The 22,005-nt window shown below is 40.7% G+C and carries 21 protein-coding genes and 2 tRNA genes; 16 read left to right on the forward strand and 7 right to left on the reverse strand.

The features are described 5' to 3' along the window. The first annotated feature begins 118 nt into the window (after positions 1-118). From A9J31_RS02800 to A9J31_RS02825, 6 genes are all read left to right on the forward strand, one after another. On the forward strand, positions 119-2,941 hold the full coding sequence (locus tag A9J31_RS02800) for a 2-oxoglutarate dehydrogenase E1 component (protein ID WP_067762463.1): 2,823 nt from the start codon (positions 119-121) through the stop codon (positions 2,939-2,941). A gap of 16 nt (positions 2,942-2,957) precedes the next feature. Next, positions 2,958-4,178 (forward strand): 2-oxoglutarate dehydrogenase complex dihydrolipoyllysine-residue succinyltransferase, encoded by a 1,221-nt coding sequence (gene odhB, locus A9J31_RS02805; protein ID WP_067762367.1) that lies wholly within the window; start codon positions 2,958-2,960, stop codon positions 4,176-4,178. Between the two features lie 60 nt (positions 4,179-4,238). Further along, positions 4,239-5,669 (forward strand): dihydrolipoyl dehydrogenase, encoded by a 1,431-nt coding sequence (gene lpdA / locus A9J31_RS02810; protein WP_067762369.1) that lies wholly within the window; start codon positions 4,239-4,241, stop codon positions 5,667-5,669. Positions 5,670-5,849: 180 nt separating this feature from the next. Continuing rightward, positions 5,850-7,016: an ADP-forming succinate--CoA ligase subunit beta gene (gene sucC, locus A9J31_RS02815; RefSeq protein WP_067762371.1), complete on the forward strand. Its 1,167-nt coding sequence runs from the start codon at positions 5,850-5,852 to the stop codon at positions 7,014-7,016. A gap of 13 nt (positions 7,017-7,029) precedes the next feature. After that, positions 7,030-7,920: a succinate--CoA ligase subunit alpha gene (sucD, locus tag A9J31_RS02820; RefSeq protein ID WP_067762374.1), complete on the forward strand. Its 891-nt coding sequence runs from the start codon at positions 7,030-7,032 to the stop codon at positions 7,918-7,920. A gap of 377 nt (positions 7,921-8,297) precedes the next feature. Next, entirely contained in the window at positions 8,298-8,672 is a 375-nt protein-coding gene (locus A9J31_RS02825) for a hypothetical protein (protein ID WP_245668197.1), read from the forward strand. A 300-nt stretch (positions 8,673-8,972) separates the two neighbouring features. Here A9J31_RS02825 and A9J31_RS02830 read toward each other — a convergent pair whose 3' ends face one another. The 3 genes from A9J31_RS02830 to A9J31_RS02840 all read right to left on the reverse strand — a co-directional run bounded on the left by A9J31_RS02830 (position 8,973) and on the right by A9J31_RS02840 (position 12,474). Continuing rightward, entirely contained in the window at positions 8,973-10,685 is a 1,713-nt protein-coding gene (locus tag A9J31_RS02830; protein ID WP_067762378.1) for a flotillin family protein, read from the reverse strand. Positions 10,686-10,854: 169 nt separating this feature from the next. Then, positions 10,855-11,493 carry a YqiJ family protein gene (locus tag A9J31_RS02835; RefSeq protein WP_067762380.1) on the reverse strand — a complete coding sequence of 213 codons (639 nt, stop codon included), beginning with the start codon at positions 11,491-11,493 and terminating at the stop codon, positions 10,855-10,857. Positions 11,494-11,931: 438 nt separating this feature from the next. Beyond that, the gene (locus tag A9J31_RS02840; RefSeq protein ID WP_067762382.1) at positions 11,932-12,474 is read right to left on the reverse strand and encodes a hypothetical protein; all 543 of its coding nucleotides are present in this window, start codon (positions 12,472-12,474) and stop codon (positions 11,932-11,934) included. A gap of 322 nt (positions 12,475-12,796) precedes the next feature. Between A9J31_RS02840 and cysD the strand changes: the two genes are divergently transcribed. The 7 genes from cysD (at position 12,797) to A9J31_RS02875 (ending at position 17,607) form a co-directional block, all read left to right on the forward strand. Beyond that, complete coding sequence (cysD, locus tag A9J31_RS02845) at positions 12,797-13,711, forward strand: sulfate adenylyltransferase subunit CysD (RefSeq protein WP_067762384.1); 915 nt, start codon at positions 12,797-12,799, stop codon at positions 13,709-13,711. Positions 13,712-13,867: 156 nt separating this feature from the next. Continuing rightward, complete coding sequence (gene cysN / locus A9J31_RS02850) at positions 13,868-15,484, forward strand: sulfate adenylyltransferase subunit CysN (protein WP_067762386.1); 1,617 nt, start codon at positions 13,868-13,870, stop codon at positions 15,482-15,484. A gap of 147 nt (positions 15,485-15,631) precedes the next feature. Continuing rightward, positions 15,632-15,898 (forward strand): hypothetical protein, encoded by a 267-nt coding sequence (locus tag A9J31_RS02855; protein ID WP_067762388.1) that lies wholly within the window; start codon positions 15,632-15,634, stop codon positions 15,896-15,898. Between the two features lie 39 nt (positions 15,899-15,937). Continuing rightward, positions 15,938-16,348, forward strand: coding sequence for a hypothetical protein (locus tag A9J31_RS02860; RefSeq protein ID WP_150923031.1), 411 nt, complete (start codon positions 15,938-15,940; stop codon positions 16,346-16,348). Positions 16,349-16,476: 128 nt separating this feature from the next. Continuing rightward, positions 16,477-16,998, forward strand: a complete 522-nt coding sequence (locus A9J31_RS02865; RefSeq protein ID WP_067762392.1) for a PadR family transcriptional regulator — start codon at positions 16,477-16,479, stop codon at positions 16,996-16,998. Then, a complete protein-coding gene (locus tag A9J31_RS02870; protein ID WP_067762394.1) occupies positions 16,995-17,315 on the forward strand; it encodes a DUF3861 domain-containing protein in 321 nt (106 codons plus the stop codon). The genes A9J31_RS02865 and A9J31_RS02870 overlap by 4 nt, the downstream gene beginning before the upstream one ends. A 10-nt stretch (positions 17,316-17,325) precedes the next feature. After that, entirely contained in the window at positions 17,326-17,607 is a 282-nt protein-coding gene (locus tag A9J31_RS02875; protein ID WP_067762396.1) for a DUF2798 domain-containing protein, read from the forward strand. A 12-nt stretch (positions 17,608-17,619) separates the two neighbouring features. Here A9J31_RS02875 and A9J31_RS02880 read toward each other — a convergent pair whose 3' ends face one another. Next, the gene (locus A9J31_RS02880; RefSeq protein WP_067762398.1) at positions 17,620-17,964 is read right to left on the reverse strand and encodes a thioredoxin family protein; all 345 of its coding nucleotides are present in this window, start codon (positions 17,962-17,964) and stop codon (positions 17,620-17,622) included. A gap of 132 nt (positions 17,965-18,096) precedes the next feature. Here A9J31_RS02880 and A9J31_RS02885 point away from each other — a divergent pair, with 132 nt between their 5' ends. After that, a complete protein-coding gene (locus A9J31_RS02885) occupies positions 18,097-19,089 on the forward strand; it encodes an NAD(P)H-quinone oxidoreductase (protein ID WP_067762400.1) in 993 nt (330 codons plus the stop codon). A gap of 158 nt (positions 19,090-19,247) precedes the next feature. Here the strand turns inward: A9J31_RS02885 and A9J31_RS02890 are convergent. Further along, positions 19,248-19,333: transfer RNA gene (locus tag A9J31_RS02890), tRNA-Leu, on the reverse strand. Positions 19,334-19,343: 10 nt separating this feature from the next. Then, positions 19,344-19,417 (reverse strand) — tRNA-Cys (locus A9J31_RS02895). Between the two features lie 152 nt (positions 19,418-19,569). Here A9J31_RS02895 and folD point away from each other — a divergent pair. Next, complete coding sequence (folD, locus tag A9J31_RS02900) at positions 19,570-20,418, forward strand: bifunctional methylenetetrahydrofolate dehydrogenase/methenyltetrahydrofolate cyclohydrolase FolD (protein WP_067762402.1); 849 nt, start codon at positions 19,570-19,572, stop codon at positions 20,416-20,418. A 265-nt stretch (positions 20,419-20,683) separates the two neighbouring features. Next, positions 20,684-21,352, forward strand: coding sequence for a class I SAM-dependent methyltransferase (locus A9J31_RS02905; RefSeq protein WP_067762404.1), 669 nt, complete (start codon positions 20,684-20,686; stop codon positions 21,350-21,352). 79 nt (positions 21,353-21,431) lie between these two features. Here the strand turns inward: A9J31_RS02905 and A9J31_RS02910 are convergent, their stop codons facing one another. After that, entirely contained in the window at positions 21,432-21,860 is a 429-nt protein-coding gene (locus tag A9J31_RS02910; RefSeq protein WP_067762406.1) for a hypothetical protein, read from the reverse strand. Positions 21,861-22,005 lie beyond the last annotated feature (145 nt).

Consider the following 22,005-nt stretch of genomic DNA (forward strand, 5'->3'; position numbering starts at 1 on the left):
ACGCCTCATGGCTTCAGCCTGATGGGGACTAATGTCATGTTACCAATTTGACATTATTAATCATGGGTTCGCTTAAAAAGCATCCTGAAATGTTTTGCAATAGGAAATGGGTCCACAAATGCAAGAAGTTGCTGACGCACTGCGTCTTGACACTGAACTTAGCGCTGACAGTGCAGCGTATATTGAAGAACTTTATGAGCAGTATTTAACGGCTCCAGATTCAGTAGAAGCTGACTGGCGTGCATACTTCGATAAATTCCCGAAAGGTGATCAACCACACAGCAATGTACGCGAGCAATTCCTATTATTAGGCCGTAATTCAAGCCGTGTTCAACCTGTCGTTCAAAGCGCAGTAAGTTCTGAACACGAGCGCCGTCAAATCGGTGTTTTACAGTTAATCGCTGCTTATCGTAACCGTGGTCACCAAAACGCTAAATTAGATCCACTTGGTCTTGCAAAACGTGAAATCGTGCCAGATCTTGATCTTGCTGCACATGGTTTGACTCAGTCTGATCTAGATACAGTATTTAATACTGGTAATCTAGCAATTGGTAAGTCTGAAGCAACTCTAGGTGAAATGGTTCAGGCAATGGAAGCAACTTATACAGCTTCTATTGGTGTTGAATACATGCACATTGTTGATACCAAAGAAAAACGTTGGATTCAACAACGCCTTGAAGGCGCACGTGGTCAATTCGGTTTCTCTGCTGAACAAAAGAAACATGTATTAGAGCGTTTGACTGCTGCTGAAGGTCTTGAAAAATACCTTGGTAATAAATTCGTTGGTGCAAAACGTTTCGGTGTTGAAGGTGGTGAATCATTCATTCCTATGGTGAATGAACTTATTCAACGTGCAGGTTCAGTTGGTTGTAAAGAAGTGGTTATCGGTATGCCTCACCGTGGCCGTTTAAACCTTCTTGTCAACATCATGGGTAAAAACCCAGCAGACCTTTTTGGTGAATTTGAAGGTAAAGCACTTCATAAGAAAGGTTCTGGTGACGTTAAATACCACCAAGGTTTCTCTTCAAACGTAATGACTCCAGGTGGCGAAGTTCACTTAGCATTAGCGTTTAACCCATCTCACTTAGAAATCGTTGGACCTGTAGTTGAAGGGTCTGTACGTGCGCGCCAAGTACGTCGTAAAGACATTGGTGGTGATGACGTATTGCCAATCATTGTTCATGGTGATGCTGCATTTGCTGGTCAAGGTGTAAACCAAGAAACCTTCCAGATGTCACAAACGCGTGGTTACACCGTGGGTGGTACAGTTCATATCGTTGTAAACAACCAAGTTGGTTTCACAACTTCAGATCCACGTGATGCTCGTTCTACAGAATACTGTACTGACATCGCGAAAATGATCCAAGCGCCGATTTTCCATGTGAACGGTGATGATCCTGAATCTGTATTGTTTGTTTCTCAATTGGCACATGACTTCCGTCATACCTTCCGTAAAGACGTCGTTATTGACATGTTCTGCTACCGTCGTCGTGGTCATAACGAAGCGGATGAACCTGCTGCAACTCAGCCAATGATGTATCAAGTGATCAACAAAAAAGCGACAACTCGTACGCTTTATGCAGATCAATTGGTTCAAGAGGGTGTATTAGATCGTGCAGCAGCTGACGCAATGGTTGAACAATATCGTTCAGACCTTGAGGCAGGTAAACACGTAGCGAATGCACTTGTTTTAGAGCCAAATACTAAAATGTTTGTGGATTGGAAACCTTACCTAGGCCACGAATATACAGATAAATGGGATACTACTTTCCCAATCGAACGTCTGAAAGAGCTTGGTGCGAAAATGCGCGAGCTTCCAGAAGGCTTCGTAATGCAACGTCAGGTTGCGAAAGTGATTGATGACCGTCTGAAAATGCAGACTGGTGAAATGCCATTGAACTGGGGTGCTGCAGAAACTTTAGCTTATGCATCTATCTTAGACGAAGGTTTCCTTGTTCGCTTAACTGGTGAAGATGTTGGCCGTGGTACTTTCTCACACCGTCACGCGAAACTTCATAACCAAGTGGATGGTTCAACTTATATTCCATTATGTAACTTGAAAGAAAATCAACCACGTACTGCAATTTATGACTCATTATTGTCAGAAATGGCTGTATTGGCATTCGAATATGGTTATGCAACAACTCTTCCTAAGAGCCTTGTGATTTGGGAAGCGCAATTCGGTGACTTCGCAAACTGTGCGCAAGTTGTAATTGACCAATTCATCGCTTCTGGTGAAACCAAATGGGAGCGCGTATGTGGTTTAACTATGCTTCTTCCACACGGTTTTGAAGGTCAAGGTCCTGAGCATTCATCAGCTCGTTTAGAGCGTTTCTTACAGTTATGTGCTGAAGAAAACATGCAAGTGATCACACCGACTACACCAGCGCAGATTTACCATGCGATGCGTCGTCAAGCACTTCGCCCGATTCGTAAGCCAATGATCGTGACTTCACCTAAGTCGCTTCTTCGTCACAAACTTGCAACGTCTACATTAGAAGAACTTGCAAATGGTACATTCCAAACTGTGATCGATGAAATCGACAACATCAACAAGTCTGACGTAACACGTCTAGTACTTTGTGGTGGTAAGGTTTACTACGACTTACTTGAAAAACGTCGTGAAAAAGAATTGAACAACACTGCAATCGTTCGTATTGAACAATTGTATCCGTACCCAGAAGCACGTCTTGCTGAAGTTCTAGCTCAATATCCAAACGTAACTGAATTGGTGTGGGCGCAAGAAGAACCGAAGAACCAAGGTGCATGGTTATTCATCGCTCCGCGTCTATATGACGACGTGATGAAAGCGGGCAAACAAGTTCGTATTAGTTATGCAGGTCGTGAAGCTTCTGCTGCACCGGCTTGTGGTTCACCATATTTGCATGCAAAACAACAAGCTCAGCTCGTAAATGATGCTTTAGCTATCGTAGCTGAATAACAGGAGATTCTTAAAAATGGCAACCGAAATTAAAGCACCGGTATTCCCAGAGTCAGTTGCTGACGGTACAGTTGCAACTTGGCACAAACAACCGGGTGAAGCAGTATCACGTGACGAAGTTATCTGTGATATTGAAACTGACAAAGTTGTTTTGGAAGTTGTAGCTCCTGCTGACGGTACAATTACAGAAATCGTTAAAAACGAAGGTGATACAGTTCTTTCTGCTGAAGTTATTGCAACTTTTGAAGAAGGTGCTGCTGCATCTGGCGCTGCGCAAACTCAAGCAGTTCAATCTGAAGCTCAAGTTGAACAAGCGGCTGCGCAAACTCAAGCGGGTGCTGCTCCTGTTGTTGAACGTGCACAACCAGTTGCTGATCAAGCTCCTGCTGTTCGTAAAGCATTAACTGAGTCTGGTATTGCTGCTGCTGACGTGGCAGGTACTGGTCGCGGTGGTCGCATCACTAAAGAAGATGTTGCTGCTCATCAAGCGAAACCAGCTGCTCCTGCTGCTGCGCCATTAAGCGTTGCTGTAGGTGAGCGTATCGAAAAACGTGTTCCTATGACTCGTCTTCGTAAACGTGTTGCTGAACGTCTTCTTGCTGCGACGCAAGAAACTGCAATGTTGACTACGTTTAACGAAGTGAACATGAAACCAATCATGGAAATGCGTGCACAATATAAAGATGCGTTTGAAAAACGCCATGGTGCTCGTCTTGGCTTCATGTCATTCTTCGTTAAAGCTGCAACTGAAGCACTTAAACGCTACCCAGCTGTAAACGCTTCAATTGATGGTAACGATATCGTTTACCACGGTTTCTATGACATCGGTGTAGCTGTATCAAGCGACCGTGGTCTAGTGGTTCCAGTACTTCGTGATACTGATCGCATGAACTATGCTGAAGTTGAAAACGGTATCCGTGCATATGCTGGTAAAGCACGTGACGGTAAATTGGGTATCGAAGATATGACTGGCGGTACATTCACTATTACTAATGGTGGTACTTTCGGTTCATTGCTTTCTACACCAATCTTGAACACTCCACAAACTGCAATCTTGGGTATGCACAAAATCCAAGAGCGTCCTATGGCAGTAAATGGTCAAGTAGAAATTCTTCCAATGATGTACTTAGCGCTTTCTTATGACCACCGTCTAATCGATGGTAAAGAAGCTGTAGGTTTCCTTGTAACAATCAAAGAATTGTTAGAAGAACCAGCTAAGCTAATCCTTGATCTTTAATACTTCAGAATAATGCAATGGGCTTAGAGTGATCCTCTAAGCCCATTTTTGGAGATACACATGTCTCAATTTGATTTAGTTGTTATTGGTGGCGGTCCTGGTGGTTATGAAGCTGCTATCCGCGCTGCTCAATTAGGCTTTAAAGTAGCTTGTATTGAAAAACGTATTCATAAAGGTAAACCATCTTTAGGTGGTACTTGCTTAAACGTGGGTTGTATCCCATCTAAAGCATTACTTGATTCATCTCACCGTTACGAAGATACAGTTCATCACTTAGATGACCACGGCATTACAACTGGTGAAGTGAAGTTTGACCTTGCAAAATTACTTGCACGTAAAGACAAAATCGTTGACCAATTAACTGGCGGTATTGACCAGTTATTAAAAGGTAACGGTATTGAATGGTTAAAAGGTACTGGTAAATTACTTGCTGGTAAAAAAGTTGAGTTCGTATCTCACGAAGGCGAAACTCAAATTTTAGAACCTAAATACGTGATTCTTGCGACTGGTTCTGTACCTGTAAATATCCCTGTAGCTCCTGTAGATCAAGACATCATTGTTGATTCTACTGGTGCGTTAGAATTCCAAGAAGTGCCTAAACGTCTTGGTGTGATTGGTGCAGGCGTAATTGGTCTAGAACTTGGTTCTGTATGGCGTCGTCTTGGTGCGGAAGTTGTTGTATTTGAAGCAATGGATGCATTCTTACCAATGGCTGATAAAGCTTTGGCAAAAGACTATCAAAAACTGTTAACTAAACAAGGTCTTGATATCCGTGTTGGTGCTAAAGTTGCTGGTACAGAAATCAACGGTTCTGAAGTTACTGTTAAATACACACAAGGTGGCGAAGAAAAAACTCAAGCATTCGATAAATTAATCGTTTGTGTGGGTCGTCGCGCTTATGCTGAAGGCCTATTGGCTGATGACTGTGGTATTAAATTGACTGAACGTGGTTTGGTTGAAGTTAATGATTGGTGTGCGACTTCTGTTGAAGGCGTATATGCAATTGGTGACTTAGTACGTGGTCCAATGCTTGCGCATAAAGCAATGGAAGAAGGCGTAATGGCTGTTGAACGTATCCACGGTCATGCAGCTCAAGTGAACTATGACACAATCATTTCTGTTATCTACACACACCCAGAAGCGGCGTGGGTTGGTTTAACAGAACAGCAAGCTGCTGAAAAAGGTCATGAAGTGAAAACAGGTCAATTCGGTTTCGCTGTAAATGGTCGTGCGTTGGCTGCTGGTGAAGGCGCTGGTTTCGTTAAGTTTGTTGCTGATGCGAAAACAGATCGTCTACTTGGTATGCACGTGATTGGACCAGCAGCGTCTGACATCGTTCACCAAGGTATGATCGCACTTGAATTTGTATCTTCTGTTGAAGATCTTCAATTAATGACTTTTGGTCATCCGACATTCTCGGAAGTTGTTCATGAAGCTGCGCTTGCAGTAGATGGACGTGCGATTCACGCGATTCAGCGTAAACGTAAATAAGATGTAAAAAGAGCGGCTAAGGCCGCTCTTTTTTGTTTCAGGTGGTTGTTTTTGTTTGAACAATCATCTAAAAATAAAGATAAGAAATATTTTAAGATTTAAAAAGGTTAAAGCTGCTTTGACGGATGTCTGGGCTTTAATAGTTCATAACAAAGCGAAAAAAGAGTAAAAGGTTGTTCAATGAATCTACATGAATATCAAGCGAAAGCGTTATTAAAAAAATATGGTATGCCGGTTCAAGAAGGTATTCTTGCAACAAATGCAGATGAGACAGTGGCTGCATTTGAACAACTCGGTGGTAAATTTGCAGTTTTAAAAGCCCAAGTACATGCGGGTGGTCGTGGTAAAGCGGGTGGTGTAAAAGTAGTGAAGTCTGCTGCTGAAGCTGCAGAATATGCCAATCAAATAATTGGTTCGCGTTTAGTCACTTATCAAACCGATGCAAATGGTCAACCTGTAAACAGTATTTTAGTATCTGAAGATGTATATCCGGTTGAACGTGAATTGTATTTAGGTGCTGTGGTTGATCGCTCAAGCCGTCGTGTAACTTTTATGGCATCGACAGAGGGCGGTGTTGAAATTGAAAAAGTCGCAGAAGAAACCCCTGAAAAAATTATTAAAGTTGAAGTTGATCCACTCGTGGGATTATTGCCATTTCAAGCACGTGAAGTAGCATTTGCACTGAACTTAAAAGATGGTCAAGTAAATCAATTCGTTAAAATCATGTCAGCGGCATATCAAGCTTTCATTGAAAATGATTTTGCATTGTTTGAAATTAACCCATTATCTGTACGTGAAAATGGCGACATTCTATGTGTTGATGCAAAAGTAGGTATTGATTCAAACGCGCTTTACCGCTTGCCAGAAGTTGCAGCACTACGTGATAAATCACAAGAGAATGAGCGTGAATTAAAAGCGTCTGAGTTTGATCTAAACTATGTTGCGCTAGAAGGTAATATTGGTTGTATGGTAAATGGTGCTGGTCTTGCAATGGCAACCATGGATATTATCAAACTCTATGGTGGCCAACCTGCAAACTTCCTTGATGTAGGGGGCGGCGCAACCAAAGAACGTGTTATTGAAGCATTTAAAATTATTTTAGCGGACAGTTCTGTACAAGGTGTATTAATTAACATTTTTGGTGGAATTGTACGTTGCGACATGATTGCTGAAGCAATTATTGCAGCGGTTCAGGAAGTAAACGTAACTGTACCTGTGGTTGTTCGCTTAGAAGGGAACAATGCAGAACTTGGTGCGAAATTACTTGATGAATCAGGTTTGAAATTAATTTCTGCAAATGGTCTTGCTGACGCTGCGGAAAAAATTGTTGCTGCAGTGAAAGGTTAAGGGAGTATCAATCATGAGCGTATTAGTTAATAAAGACACAAAAGTATTGGTACAAGGCTTCACAGGTAAAAATGGTACTTTTCACTCTGAGCAATCGATTGCTTATGGTACGAAAGTTGTTGGTGGTGTGACACCGGGTAAAGGCGGTCAAACGCACCTTGATCTACCTGTGTTTAATACTATGAAAGAAGCGGTACGTGAAACAGGTGCGACAGCAACGTCAATTTATGTGCCAGCACCATTTGTTTTGGATTCAATCATTGAATCGATTGATTCGGGTATTGAACTGATTGTAGTGATTACTGAAGGTGTACCTACACTAGATATGTTGAAGGCCAAACGTTATCTTGAAACGTATGGCAACAATGCACGTTTAATTGGGCCAAATTGTCCTGGGATCATTACGCCAGGTGAATGCAAGATAGGAATTATGCCAGGTCATATTCACCAGCCAGGTAAAATCGGTATTATCTCGCGTTCAGGTACATTGACATACGAAGCAGTAGCGCAAACGACTAAACTAGGATTAGGTCAATCGACGTGTATTGGTATTGGTGGTGACCCAATTCCAGGTATGAACCAAATTGATTGTTTGAAACTCTTCCAAGAAGATCCGCAAACTGAAGCCATTATAATGATTGGTGAAATTGGCGGTACTGCGGAAGAAGAAGCAGCTGAATATATTCAATCGCATGTCACCAAACCTGTGGTGGGTTATATTGCGGGCGTAACTGCACCTAAAGGTAAGCGTATGGGCCATGCGGGTGCAATCATTTCAGGTGGTAAAGGTACTGCTGAAGAGAAGTTCGCTGCATTTGAAAAGGCGGGGATGGCGTATACGCGTAGCCCAGCAGAACTCGGTTCAACGATGTTCCAACTTTTAAAGGATAAAGGTTTAGTTTAAGCCTTTTATATTTTAAAGGAAAAAGCCGTATGTCTTAATTGCACATACGGCTTTTTTGTGGAGAGCATATTGGTTTGCACTAATACATTTCTCTGTATAAAAATAATATGGGTATTAGAGTGTTTAATCTCAGCTGAAAACTATATTTAGCCACATTGAAAAATCCATATTGGACAAAAGACAAAATGGTTAAATTAGAGCAAGATTTACTATGTACTTAACAATCTGAGAATTGATAAATATTTGGTGTTCACTGTTTCTATAGGAGACTATGCTATATTCATAATTAAAATAATTCTTTTGAAGACATAATATTACAGATGTTAAAGCCGATTCATTTATTGTTTTGTCGTTGCTTATTCTTGTTCGGGCTAGCGATGAATAGCACTTATGCTGAAAATGAAGACGTCTACTTGGCTGAGTCTTTGAGTGATGATATTTTCCACTATTATCAGCAGTTAGCCGCACAACATGATGAAGAGGAAAACGATTATACATTGATCAATAACGATTTTTATGAGAATGAATATATTCGTGTATTTAACTACTCGGCCTACAACTCGGATGGTTTGAGCCATAAACTAGGGACAGGGGAGTTTCACAGTTCAGACTTGGATGTACTCAGTATTTCATTCGGGTATGGTATTGAAATTAAAGTCAACAAAAGAAATAAAGTGGGATATGAGTACCTTTCAAATTTTCCTTATGATCGTGGGCAATTGATTCGTTTCTTTTGGGTGCGTTTGCACTAAATGGCTTAACTCGGCTTATTTGAAAAAAAGTTTTTTCCATTACTGTTTAGAATATTTTCACTCAATTGTAGCGTCTAGGATGTTTACATTACTTCTTTGAATTTTCTGATGGTCGGCGAATCGATTACCTAGCTAAACTAACTTAAATTTTTATAATAAATGATAGGTTTGCTGTGCTGAGTGAATTCTTAGCTCTATCGCTTTAACAGCTTAAATGTGTATTTTATTGAAAGTTGAATATTAAAGTAGATGATAAAAAACGCGACAGATCGTCGCGTTTTTTGCTTGTAAGTCTAACTACTATTGAGCTTTGCTTTGCGGTTTTAAGCTTTGGGTTAAACCATTGATGTCGCCGCCTTGAATCCCTAGTTCATTCATCAAGCTATCAATTAGTGGTGCTTGAGTACGATAGCGTAGCGCACTATTTACCACTTGATCAGACAAAGCAACTTGTGAAGATTCCGCACCATCAACCCCAGATGCTACTGAACCGACATTGCCTAAACCATTGACCTGTAAAATTTTGATGTCATCAATATTTTCCATCGGTTTAACACTTTCACGAATGATTTCAGGTAAGTATTTTAACAATGCTAGGCGAATTTGCATTTCAACCTGCTCAGAAGACAATACGTTATTTGCTTCATTCACAGCACGTGTACCTTCAGCATCAACTTGGTATTGTTTTTCCATTGCTTGAGCAAGTAATACTTTTGCGTCTGCTTCACCTTTTGCTTTAAGACGGACTTTTTCAGCTTCAGCTTCAGCTGCAATACGAATCGCTTCTGCATCATCAGCTGCTGCTTGTTTACCTGCTTCAGCAGCTACAGTAATCGCAATTGCATCTTTTTCGGCTTTCTCTTTTGCCGATACCAACTCAACTGCTTTTTGACGTTCAGCTTGTTGAATCTGACGAACAGTAATAACTTCTTCTTCAGCTTTTACCGCTTGAGCACGTGCTTGGTCAGCATGTGCTTTAGCTTCAGATTCAGCACGTGATTTTTCAGCAATCGCAATTGCACGGTCTTGTTCAGCCAGTTCAATGGTTTTCTTTTGTTCGACTTGAGCTTGCTGAATAATCTGTGATTTTTGAATATTCTGGTTTTCAACATCACGTGCTGCAGTAATACGTTTTAAGTCAACTTCACGTTCTGCTGCAATACGCGCTTCTTCAGCTTCACGTTTTTTCGCAGCTTCTTGAGAAGCAATTTCTGCAAGCTGTTCTGCACGGCGTACAGAAATTTCACGTTCTTGTTGCAGTTTCGCGTATTCTTCTTCACGTAAGATTTGTAAGCGTGCTTGTTCTGCTTCTAGGTTTTTAGTTTTAATTGCAAGGTCTGCGTCTTGCTCAATGGCATTACGCTTACGACGACGGTCTTCAATGGTTTCGGTGAGTTTGGTTAAACCTTCAGCATCGAACGCGTTTTGTGGGTTAAAGTATTTAAAACCAGTTTGGTCTAAACCTGTTAAAGAGACAGTTTCCAATTCCAAGCCGTTTTTGTGTAAATCTTCAGAAACCACTTGCTGAACTTTTTGTACGAAGTCGACACGCTTTTCATGTAGTTCTTCCATCGCCATTTCAGCTGCAACGGCACGTAATGAGTCAACGAATTTACCTTCAACTAAGTTTTTCAACTCATTTGGAGACATGGTTTTTTGACCTAATGTTTGTGCAGCAGTTGCGATTGAGTCAGCAGTTGGTTTTACACGTACGTAGAATTCAGCCATGACATCCACACGCATACGGTCACGGGTAATCAAGGCTTGGTCATCAGCACGGCGCACTTCAAGACGAAGTGTATTCATATTTACTGGAATGATTTCATGAAGTACAGGCAATACAATTGCACCACCACCGAGAATGACTTTTTCGCCACCAAAACCTGTACGGACAAATGAAATCTCTTTACTTGAGCGACGATAAAGTCGCGCAATAATAAAACCAATAAAAATGAGCGCGGCAAAAATTATCCCGACTGTTACAAGGATACCGCTTGGAATAATGTCTAACATGGATCTTATCTCTGTTGTTGTAGTTCAAATTAGCGTACAAGGCTAATTATTTTGGTTTAAAAAAGTTATTTTCAGCCCCGTTTTGTAGTTTCTAAATGAACAATTTGATCAGGGCCCTTAATGTGTATTCATTCAAACAGCATTGAATTTCAATCAAATGAAGACTGTTTTAAAGGTTAGTCGCTTGAAAGCCGACAGCGGTTTTTTGGGTGAGTACGACGGACTGACCTTGATTGAAAACTTCATCTAATTCAGGTTCGACCAGAATATAATGGGTCAAACCGTGTTGATCTTGAACACGCGCTTGAGCTGGGTATTTCTGGCGTGCGTTACCTAAAATAATAGTTGCTGTACGACCTATCAATTCATCGCTATAAATAGCTGTAGTTTCATCTTGAGGTAAAATGCGGGCAAGTAGCATTGTGCTATATCGCACGATTGGCATGCACAGGAATACACAAGCAGGTGCAATGAGCCAAGCGCTGAACATCATATTGGTAAACTGATTGACCAAGGCTTGAATTGTGAAGCCAAGTAAACTGTAGGCACATAAGAAAATAATCAGCCATACAAATAGGGGAACACGACCTAAATATAACCAATCAAGAACTTTGGTAAACACACTATGGTCGGCATCAACGCCAAGTTCGGCGTTGTGTCCAACATCTTCAGGCAGGAATTGATCTAAAAAACCTTGCGAGCCGCCACCCAGTAGCGTTAAGACAATTTCAAAAATGCCGAAGAGGAACATCAGGCAAAGACTGATGCTAAATACGATATTGGAAGGATGTGTGAACAGTTCCCACATTATATTTATCTCTATATTTATGCTTATAAAAAATAAAAAAGTAATTCTGGCTGAATCGTTTTTTCCTGTATGTAAAATAGCATTATCTGTCTATATTGTGTAATCAAATTACATGACGAGTTAACAGACTGTTAAGAATTATGTGATGAATGGCAGCTTATTTAAGCGAAATTTCACATTTAAATGTAAAGTTGATACTTAGCAAAAGCTTTGTTTTGGTGTTTTTGCTCTAAATATTTAAACTTAACTTGCTGTTGTGTAATTTTTTTTAGATATAAATAAAAGCAGAGCAGATCTCAATATAAACGCTGAATTAGCATGCTTTGTATTAAATGTTAAAAAGTGTAACTGAAACACTGGCTGCTAAATTCCGATGAAATACAGCAGCTATTTTTGACCTTTAATTAAACAAATTATGCTTCAGTATAAAATTAGATCTTATAGTAAAGAGGTCTGGATACGCACTTTCATATCCAGGGCCGCCTGAACAATAAATGTTTTCATCCATTTGACTTGTTCACCCATTGGGTTGGTTTTTACAGCTGTATCTAAAAAGCCCATGCTAGCTAACTGAAACAATTGTTGTTCAATCGCATCTTCCAGTTGGGTACTGTTTGCAGCAAGCGGTAGGTGAATTAAGTGAAATGCTTTCGGAAAATTATAAAAAGCATAGAGTAAGTTAAAGGCACGCTGATCACCTTTTAGATTACCTGCACCAATTTCATAGCCACGGTCTTGATTACTGTGCGTCACCCCAATTAAAAACTCGAGGTTATTGTCCAAAAGTTGTAGACCAAATTGCAGTCCAATTTGATCGGCTGACAGTTCGTGTTGTACAAAGTTATTTAACGGGCTTCCATCGTCATTCAATGCTTCTTGTAAAACCAAAATGTTATTGGAATGCTGATAGAGATAGCCTGCAAGACTTGCTCTCTCAATCAGTGCTTTTAAAGTTTCAAGTGTGTAATGACTATATGGCATGATCGACAGAATTTGTGAGAGACATGCTCACTGTAGGAGATTTTTATAACTTTTTATATGGATTTATTAGAGGATTTAACGATGAGTTCATTGCTAAAAAATTAATTACAATAGCGAAAAATTTATTAGAATAAGCCACCCATTTTATGTTGCTAAAGACTTAAATTAATTAAAATTGATAAGTGCTATCAGACATTTTGTATATGACGAATAAGAATATCAATATCACAAAACAAGCAATCGTTATGAAGGCTTAATCACTATAATGCATAAATATCTTTAAAAGTGTAATAAGTACACATATTCTAAGCTGGTGTTGTCCATGTCATTAAATGAGGAAAGACTTACTCATCTTAAACAGCTTGAAGCTGAGAGTATTCATATCATCCGTGAAGTTGCTGCTGAGTTTGAAAACCCAGTCATGCTGTATTCAATTGGTAAAGATTCAGCTGTCATGCTGCATTTAGCCCTCAAAGCTTTCTATCCTGCCAAACTACCATTCCCACTACTACATGTAGACACGGGCTGGAAGTTTAAAGACATGATCAAATTCCGTGACAACATGGCGAAAGAGCATGGCTTTGACTTAATCGTGCATCAAAATAAAGAAGGGAAAGACGCAGGCGTAAACCCATTCGATTATGGTAGCTCGAAATATACCGACATCATGAAAACTCAAGGCTTAAAACAAGCGCTTGATAAATACCAGTTCGATGCTGCTTTTGGTGGCGCACGTCGTGACGAAGAAAAGTCACGTGCAAAAGAACGCGTATATTCATTCCGTGATTCGAAACACCGTTGGGACCCTAAAAACCAACGTCCAGAACTTTGGAACCTTTACAACGGTAAAGTGAACAAAGGCGAAAGTATTCGTGTATTCCCATTGTCTAACTGGACTGAGTTGGATATTTGGCAATATATCTACCAAGAGAACATTCCTTTGGTGCCTTTATACTTGGCTGCTGAACGTCCTGTTGTGGAACGTAGCGGTACACTGATCATGGTTGATGATGAGCGTATGCCACTAAAAGAAGGTGAAGTGCCTCAAATGAAATCGGTACGTTTCCGTACTTTAGGTTGTTACCCATTAACGGGTGCGGTTGAATCAACTGCAACAACTTTGCCGGAAATTATCCAAGAAATGCTTTTAGCAACCAGCTCAGAGCGTCAAGGTCGTATGATTGACCATGATGAAGCGGGTTCAATGGAAAAGAAAAAGCAGGAAGGTTATTTCTAAGAATCTCGAAATCTCCCCTTGCGCAGCAGTGCTGCTCACCTCTTTTAAAAGAGGGGCTTAAAAAAGCGGAGCTAAGTCTCCCTTTTTTAAGGGAGATTTAGAGGGATTTAAAGATTAAAGAAACCGATTTCAAAAGAATTTGTGGAGCTTTGAGCAATGTCTCATCAATCAGAACTGATTAGCCAAGATATCTTGGCATATTTAAAACAGCACGAAAATAAAGACTTATTGCGTTTCTTGACTTGCGGTAACGTCGATGATGGTAAATCAACTTTAATTGGTCGTTTACTTTACGATTCAAAATTGATTTATGAAGATCAGTTGCAAGCTGTAACGCGTGACTCGAAAAAAGTGGGCACTACAGGTGATGCACCTGACTTGGCTTTACTTGTAGATGGTCTACAAGCTGAACGTGAGCAGGGCATTACCATTGATGTGGCTTACCGTTATTTCTCTACAGAAAAACGTAAGTTCATTATTGCTGACACCCCAGGACACGAACAATACACGCGTAACATGGCGACAGGTGCGTCGACTGCAGATCTTGCGATTATCTTGATTGATGCGCGTTATGGCGTTCAAACACAAACGCGTCGTCACTCGTTTATTGCTAGCCTTTTGGGAATTCGCAATATTGTTGTTGCAATCAACAAAATGGACTTGGTTGAATTCTCTGAAACGCGTTTCAATGAAATTCAAGCGGAATACAACGAGTTCGTGAACCAATTGGGCGATCGTAAACCTGCAAATATTATCTTCACGCCAATTTCTGCGTTGAATGGCGATAACGTGGTGAACAAGTCGCCAAATACGCCGTGGTATACTGGCGAGACCTTGATGGGTACGCTTGAGTCGGTAGAAATTAACCGTACGTCAGCGAAAGCAGATTTCCGTTTCCCTGTGCAATATGTCAATCGTCCAAACCTTGATTTCCGTGGTTTCTGCGGTACGATCGCACTTGGTGATATCAACGTTGGCGATACCGTAACGGCTTTACCATCAGGTAAATCATCAACAGTAAAAGAGATTGTTACTTTTGACGGCAACTTGGAACGCGCGGTTGCAGGTCAGGCTGTAACGCTTACTTTAAATGATGAAATTGATATTTCGCGCGGTAATATGCTGATTCGTGCGGATCAAGCTGTTCCTAGCATTTCACGTTCGGTAAATGCGACTGTGGTGTGGATGGCGGATCAACCGCTGGTGATTGGCAAGTTGTACAACATTAAGATTGGTACGCAAACCGTTCCGGCCAAAGTAACCGCGATTCATTACCGTACCAACGTTAACACACTGGAGAAGGTTCAAGTCGAAAACCTTGAGCTGAATGCGATTGCCAATGTGACTGTTGAATTTGATGCGCCCGTGGTATTTGATCGTTACCAAGACAGCCGTTACACCGGTTCATTCATCTTTATTGACCGTTTAAGCAACGTAACTGTTGGTGCGGGTATGGTGGAAGAGTCTGTTGAATGGACTGCGCATAGCAACCCTGTAACAGTGGAAGATCGTGCTGCACGTTTAGGTCAAAAACCTGCTGCGGTGACGGTGTCTGCACAAGCACTGGAAAATGCACAAGCAATTGAAAGCTTGTTGATTCAGCAAGGTGTGGTTGCGATTGCGAAAGCAGGTTTAACTGCTGAGCAAGTTGCGCTTGTTCGTGAAACTGGTGTAGTTGTGATTACTGATGCTGCTGAAGGCACTGATGTGACTTATGCATTCGATACTGCTGAAGAAGTTGCTGAGAAAATTGTTGAGTTGGTTCGTCTGTAATCGATTAATCCACTTCAAATAAAAGACCCGCCGGAAGGCGGGTTTTTTATTGCTATAGATTAATTGCTGAAAAATAAAACACTTAAATTGTGTGTGATGGTTCTCATAAATATTTTCTCTGTAAAATGATTATATTGAGGGGTTTTTATGAAAAAGTTTTTATTTTTAATGGGGTTATGTTTGGCTTTTACAGTAGAGGCTAAGCAAAATGGGCAAAGTACAGAGGTAATTAAGCAGAAAATAATACAGCAGTCTATTGATAGTTATCCGGGAAATTGCCCTTGTCCTTACAATACTGCAAGAAATGGTAGTCGGTGTGGTAAGCGAAGTGCCTACAACCGTGCGGGTGGTTATACGCCACTTTGTTATCCTCAAGATGTGAATGACCAAATGGTTCGAGAGCATCGTAAGTAATTAAAAAATATATTTGAATGAGTAGTGATGGGGGGGAGTATGCCTAAAAATTTATTGGCGATTATAATAACTTTAATGGCTACATCGGTCTTTGCGGAAACTGAATGGGCAAATATTGGCTTTGATGCTGATAGAGAGTTTTATTATGAATATAATCCAGCCTCGATTAGTCAAGTTAAAGAGTATTCTTATAAAGGTCATCAAAAGGTTTGGATAAGAAGTACTGTGATTAATGATATTTCTCAAGATGGATTGGCAGTTGGTGATTATAGACTTCAATTGATGTGGGTAAATTGCTCTGATAATACCTTGGGATTAAAATCTATTGTTGGTTATAAAAAGACTGGAAACGTAATTGCTAACTATGGACGCAATTATTCATATGTTGAAATGCAAGATGCAATACCCGGTACTATGGGGCAAGCATTTGTTGATAGTGTTTGTAGCTGATAAGTTAATTAAAACAAAATTATATTAAGCCACTTCACAGTGGCTTTTTTAATATTTTAAATAAAACATGACAAATAGTAAATTAATAATAAGATATATCTTAATTAATCTTAAGGTGTATCTTTGCTATGCCAAATTCAGACATCATTGCCGATATTGAAAGTCCGGTCAAGACACGTAAGCGTCTATTTGAAGCAGGGCACATGAAAATATTGGTGCTGCACCTCATCTCCCAAGCGCCCAAGTTCAGCTACGACATTATTAAAGATGTCGGTACAGTTGTCGGCGGTGGTTACAGCCCAAGTACGGGTACGATTTACCCAACGCTGAATTACTTAGAAGAACAACAGTATATTCACGCTGAACTTAATGCTGACGAGCGCAAGCAGTACAGCATTACGGCTCTAGGTACGCAACACTTAGCGGCACAACAGAGCACCATTGAAAAAATCCTCTGCCGTTTTGATACGCGTAAACAAATCCATAATAACGAAGTGTATATCGACATTAAACGTGCGATGGAAAACCTTAAAGCATCACTGCGCCTAAAAATATTGCATAGCGAACTCAGTGCAGAACAAGTACGAGAGATTGCGGACAAAATTGATCAAGCTGCAGTTGAAATTAGCCGTATGGAGTTGACCCAATGAAACAGCATCAATATCAAATTACTGTAAAGCACGTGGCTGATGCACAGGGCAATCCATCGGCATATACAGAGGAATTACAGTTTAATGCCTATAACCATGATGATATGTTTAAGGTGTTAGAGCATTTGACTAAAGCGCAGCTCTTTGATGATGAAAAGACCAAAGCCTTTGCTGTGGGTCTGAAGCTGTTTGGTGAAACCTTGCTAGAGAACAAAGACCATCCTTTATTTAAAGATTTCATGCCGCATTTTGGCCAATTTATGAAAACACTGAAACAAACCGTAAAAGCCCAGAACGCAGCCCAAGACGAACAATAGGTATTTACAGATGAATCAACTCCCAAAATTTCATCCCAAACATCTGGCATGGCTGATGCCGTTATTTTTATCAGGCATTATGAGCGGTTCAATCTCATGCTTTAATATGCTAATGAATAAAGGCCTGGTCGACGGTTTTATTGGTATTTGGCTACGCGCTTGGGGTATGTCGTGGATGGTGGCGTTTCCGCTAATATTAATTATGCTGCCGTTGGTACGTAAGTTTCTGATGCAGTTTGTACAGATGCCGCCAGCAGTTCAAGAAACAGTTAAAAAACCTGCAGCTGAATAAAATACGAATGCTTTAGGCTTGATGTTCCTGCATGGTTTTTAAAATGATACTTTGCAGGTTAGATTTCGTTTTTACACCTGCTATTCGTTGTACCACTTGCCCTTGATAGAAAATCAAAGTGGAAGGCAAGCCATAGACGTTATAGCGCAGGGTAAGAATGGGCGATTGATCAACATTCACCTTACCAAATTTCAGGTTTAGAAATTGTGCTGACATTTGCGTAGCGCATTGTTCAAAGATTGGAAAGTTTTGCACGCACGGTGCGCACCAGTCCGCATAAAAGCGAATTACTGCAAAACCGTCAAACCATTCATAATCGCTGTAGTTATCTTCGTTATATTCAACAACCTGAACCATGTGCTGCCTATTATCAATTTGCTAAATAGTCAGCCAATTATACATAAGTCCATTGTTATTCAATCTGCATGCTTTCTATGTTCAAATAGTGCAGAGATAGATGAATAGTCAATAATTGAAAAAGGAAGAACAATGTCACAGGCTTTGATGCAACAAGTCATTATTACCGAACCGGGCGGCGTAGAAAAATTGGCCTATGAAAGCGTTGCTGTACCTACTGCAAAATCTGATGAAGTACTGGTAAAGGTTCATGCCTTTGGTATTAACCGTCCAGACATCTTACAGCGTCAAGGTTTATATCCAATGCCTAAAGGTGTAACACCTGTACCGGGTTTAGAAGTTGCAGGCGAGGTGGTTGCAGTCGGTGCTGATGTCACCTTATTTAAAGTGGGTGATAAAGTCTGTGGCCTAACCAATGGTGGTGGTTATGCTGAGTATTGTGTTGTACCTGAAAGCCAAACTTTGAGTATTCCTGAAGGGGTGAGCTTTACTCAAGCAGCGGCCATTCCTGAAACGTTCTTTACAGTTTGGGCAAATGTATTCCAAATGGGTAAAGCCAAAGCAGGTGAAACGGTACTTATACATGGCGGTACTAGCGGTATTGGTACTACAGCGATTATGTTGTGTAATGCTTTAGGTATGAAAACCTTTGCGACGGTAGGTTCAGATGAAAAAGTCGCTGCTATTTCAAATATCACTCATGCCATTAACTATAAAACTCAAGACTTTGAGCAAGTGATTAATGAGGCGACCGCTGAGCAAGGCGTCGATGTGATTTTAGATATCGTGGGTGCACCGTATTTAGCACAGAACTTAAATCTATTACGTCGTGATGGTCGTTTGGTTTATATCGCATTCTTAGGTGGTGCAAAAGCCAAAGAGGTGAAGTTAGGTCAAATCATGATGAAACGCTTAACCATTACCGGTTCAACCATGCGTGCACGTAATACCGAAGAAAAAGCAGAAATTGCTAAGGGTATTCAGGAAAATGTTGTGCCTTTATGGGCAAAAGGTGAATGCCTGCCAATGATCTACAAGACATTTAAGTTTGATCAAATCCAAGAAGCACATGCAGCCATGGATAAAGGTGATCATGTGGGTAAGATTGTGGTCGAAGTAATTTAAATATAAATTTTTGAGAATAAAGTATTTAAGAAATACAGTTCTAAAGTAAGAAGAGAGGGCGTTGTCCCTCTTTTTTTATTGGTGTGTTAAATTTTAGGCATAAAAAAACCAGCTTATCGCTGGGTTCTTTATTTACACCATCTTCAGTAGTAGAAGAATGGTGCCCGAGGCCAGACTCGAACTGGCACGCTTTGTGGGCGGGGGATTTTAAATCCCCTGTGTCTACCGATTTCACCACTCGGGCTTAACAAGATTGGAGGCGGAGGTCGGAATCGAACCGGCGTACACGGAGTTGCAGTCCGCTGCATGACCACTCTGCCACCCCGCCATGTCTTGTTGATGCGTATATTAGCAAGCTCTGAAAAAAAAACAATAGCAGATTCATCTGTATGAGCATAAAAGCAGCATACAAGGTAAAAAATTTAAAATAATCATGTATTATGTGCAAAATTGATTCATATCATCACTTGGAGAAGTGCCGTGGCATTAGTTTTAGATGGTCGTGCATTGGCGAAGCAAATTGAAGCTGACTTGTTAACTCGCGTTGAAGCGCTAAAAGAGAAAACTGGTCGTACCCCAATTCTTGCGACTATTTTGGTAGGTGACGATGGTGCATCTGCAACTTATGTACGTATGAAAGGGAATGCTTGCCGCCGTGTTGGTATGGATTCATTAAAAGTTGAGCTTCCTAAAGAAACCACAACTGAACAATTACTTGCTGAAATTGAAAAATTAAATGCAAACCCAGATGTTCACGGTATTTTGTTACAACACCCAGTACCTGCTCAAATTGACGAACGTGCTTGCTTCGATGCAATCTCACTTGAAAAAGACGTTGATGGTGTTACTTGCTTAGGCTTCGGTCGTATGGCGATGGGTGAAGCTGCGTATGGTTCTGCAACACCAGCAGGCATCATGACCATTTTGAAAGAAAACAACATTGAAATCGCAGGTAAACACGCGGTAGTTGTGGGTCGTTCAGCAATTTTGGGTAAACCAATGTCTGCAATGTTACTTGAAGCAAATGCGACAGTGACTACTTGCCACTCACGTACTCAAAACTTGGCTGACTTTGTTAAACAAGCTGACATTATTGTAGGTGCGGTTGGTAAAGCTGAATTGATTCAAAAAGATTGGATCAAACCGGGTGCTGTAGTGGTTGATGCTGGCTTCCATCCACGTGATGGCGGCGGTGTAGGTGATATCCAATTGGTGGGGATTGAAGAAGTTGCTTCTGCTTATACTCCTGTTCCAGGTGGTGTAGGCCCAATGACCATTACAACGTTGATTCGTCAAACTGTTGAAGCTGCTGAAAAAGCGTTGGGTTAATCTTTTAATTAAAAGATATTTATGTCACAACGGAGTCTTACCGTTATAACTTATAAATGTAAGAAGCCCGTATGTTACTTTTGTTTCGGCAAAAGTAACCAAAACCATTTGTCATCTGCTGAACTCGACATAATCAGTCTTTTGATTAATGGTGTCGCAGAAACAGTGTTCATTCGATTGAGGCCTGTCTCGCACAGCAGCAGATGACGATGTCGCGTATCTAATACGTTTATAAATTCAAATAAAATCATCTCCAAGGCTTAATATGAGCTGTACTTTCCAATTTCCTAAAGCCCCAGACCACCTAATTCAAGCCTTGCATGATGTGATTCCAAACTGTGAATTACTTGCACAGCAATTACCCGAAACTCCAATTTCGTTATGGTTAATTCCACCCGTATTTCCAACCGATAAATTGGATGACGAAGTTATTCGCCGGATTTGGAACGACACGCCGTATTGGATATTTTGCTGGGCATCTGGTCTAGCGATGGCGCAATGGTTGTTGGCAGAACCACAGTATGTCAAAGACAAAGTGGTGCTGGACTTTGGTGCAGGCTCAGGCGTGGTAGCGATTGCTGCAAAAATGGCAGGGGCCAAGCGTGTAATTTGCTGTGATATCGACCAAGTCAGTTTAGATGCTTGCCGTGCGAATGCTGAGCTGAATGATGTTGAATTAGAATATTTGGATGATCTATATAAAGCCGAGCAGGTGGATATTTTGCTAGCAGCGGATGTTTTATATGATCAATGTAATCGCTTCTTTCTAGACGAATTTCTTAAGTTTGCGCCTGAAGTATGGGTGGCGGATAGTCGAGTGAAAAATTTCAGTCATCCAAAATATGAAAAACTTGATGAGCGAAGTGCAACGACATGGCCAGATTTAGATGAATCGCCAGAGTTTCGTAATGTGAGTTTTTATAAAACACTGTAGTTGCAAATTCAAAAATTCAAAGTAAAAAATAAGACGCAAGCAGCGTCTTATTTTTTGTCCTAGGACAGGTCATTTTTTATTAAGAACATGTATAGCGAACAACGCGTAAAGTTGCTGGACGTGCATCTAAAGCATCACGTGCGCCTAGATTGTCTGAGTTACGTAGATCTGGGGTATTCGATAAACCAAAATTCGCACGGGTATTGCCAATTTGGCGACCGTATTGGGTGTTTTTTAAAGCTGGATTGGCAATTTCATTGACGCTAAGAATTTGTAATTTATAAGTTTTTTGTGGGCTTAATACTTTTTGGCAGGCACGTTGAAGTTTGTTGGCATCGAGTTGTTGGTTTTGGCGACCAGCTAATGTATAAGCCAAAGTTGCCGAATCCGCCGACTGTGATTCAATTTGAAAACCTGTTTGTCCATTATAAGCACGTGGTGTGCTTTGGCATGCAGCCATCGACATTGCAACAATACCCAAACTCAAAACTTTATAAATATTTTTCATATTTCATTCGCCGTGTGTATTTATAACTTCAGTATGCCATAGCTTGGACAGGGACTCGATGGCTAAAGTAATTATTGTTGAAATAGATCATTTCGATATGACATAAAAAGCCCATCAATGTGTATTGATGGGCTAGGCTTAAATC

Origin of the sequence: Acinetobacter gandensis, from assembly GCF_001678755.1 — a bacterium.
Classification (GTDB): domain Bacteria; phylum Pseudomonadota; class Gammaproteobacteria; order Pseudomonadales; family Moraxellaceae; genus Acinetobacter; species Acinetobacter gandensis.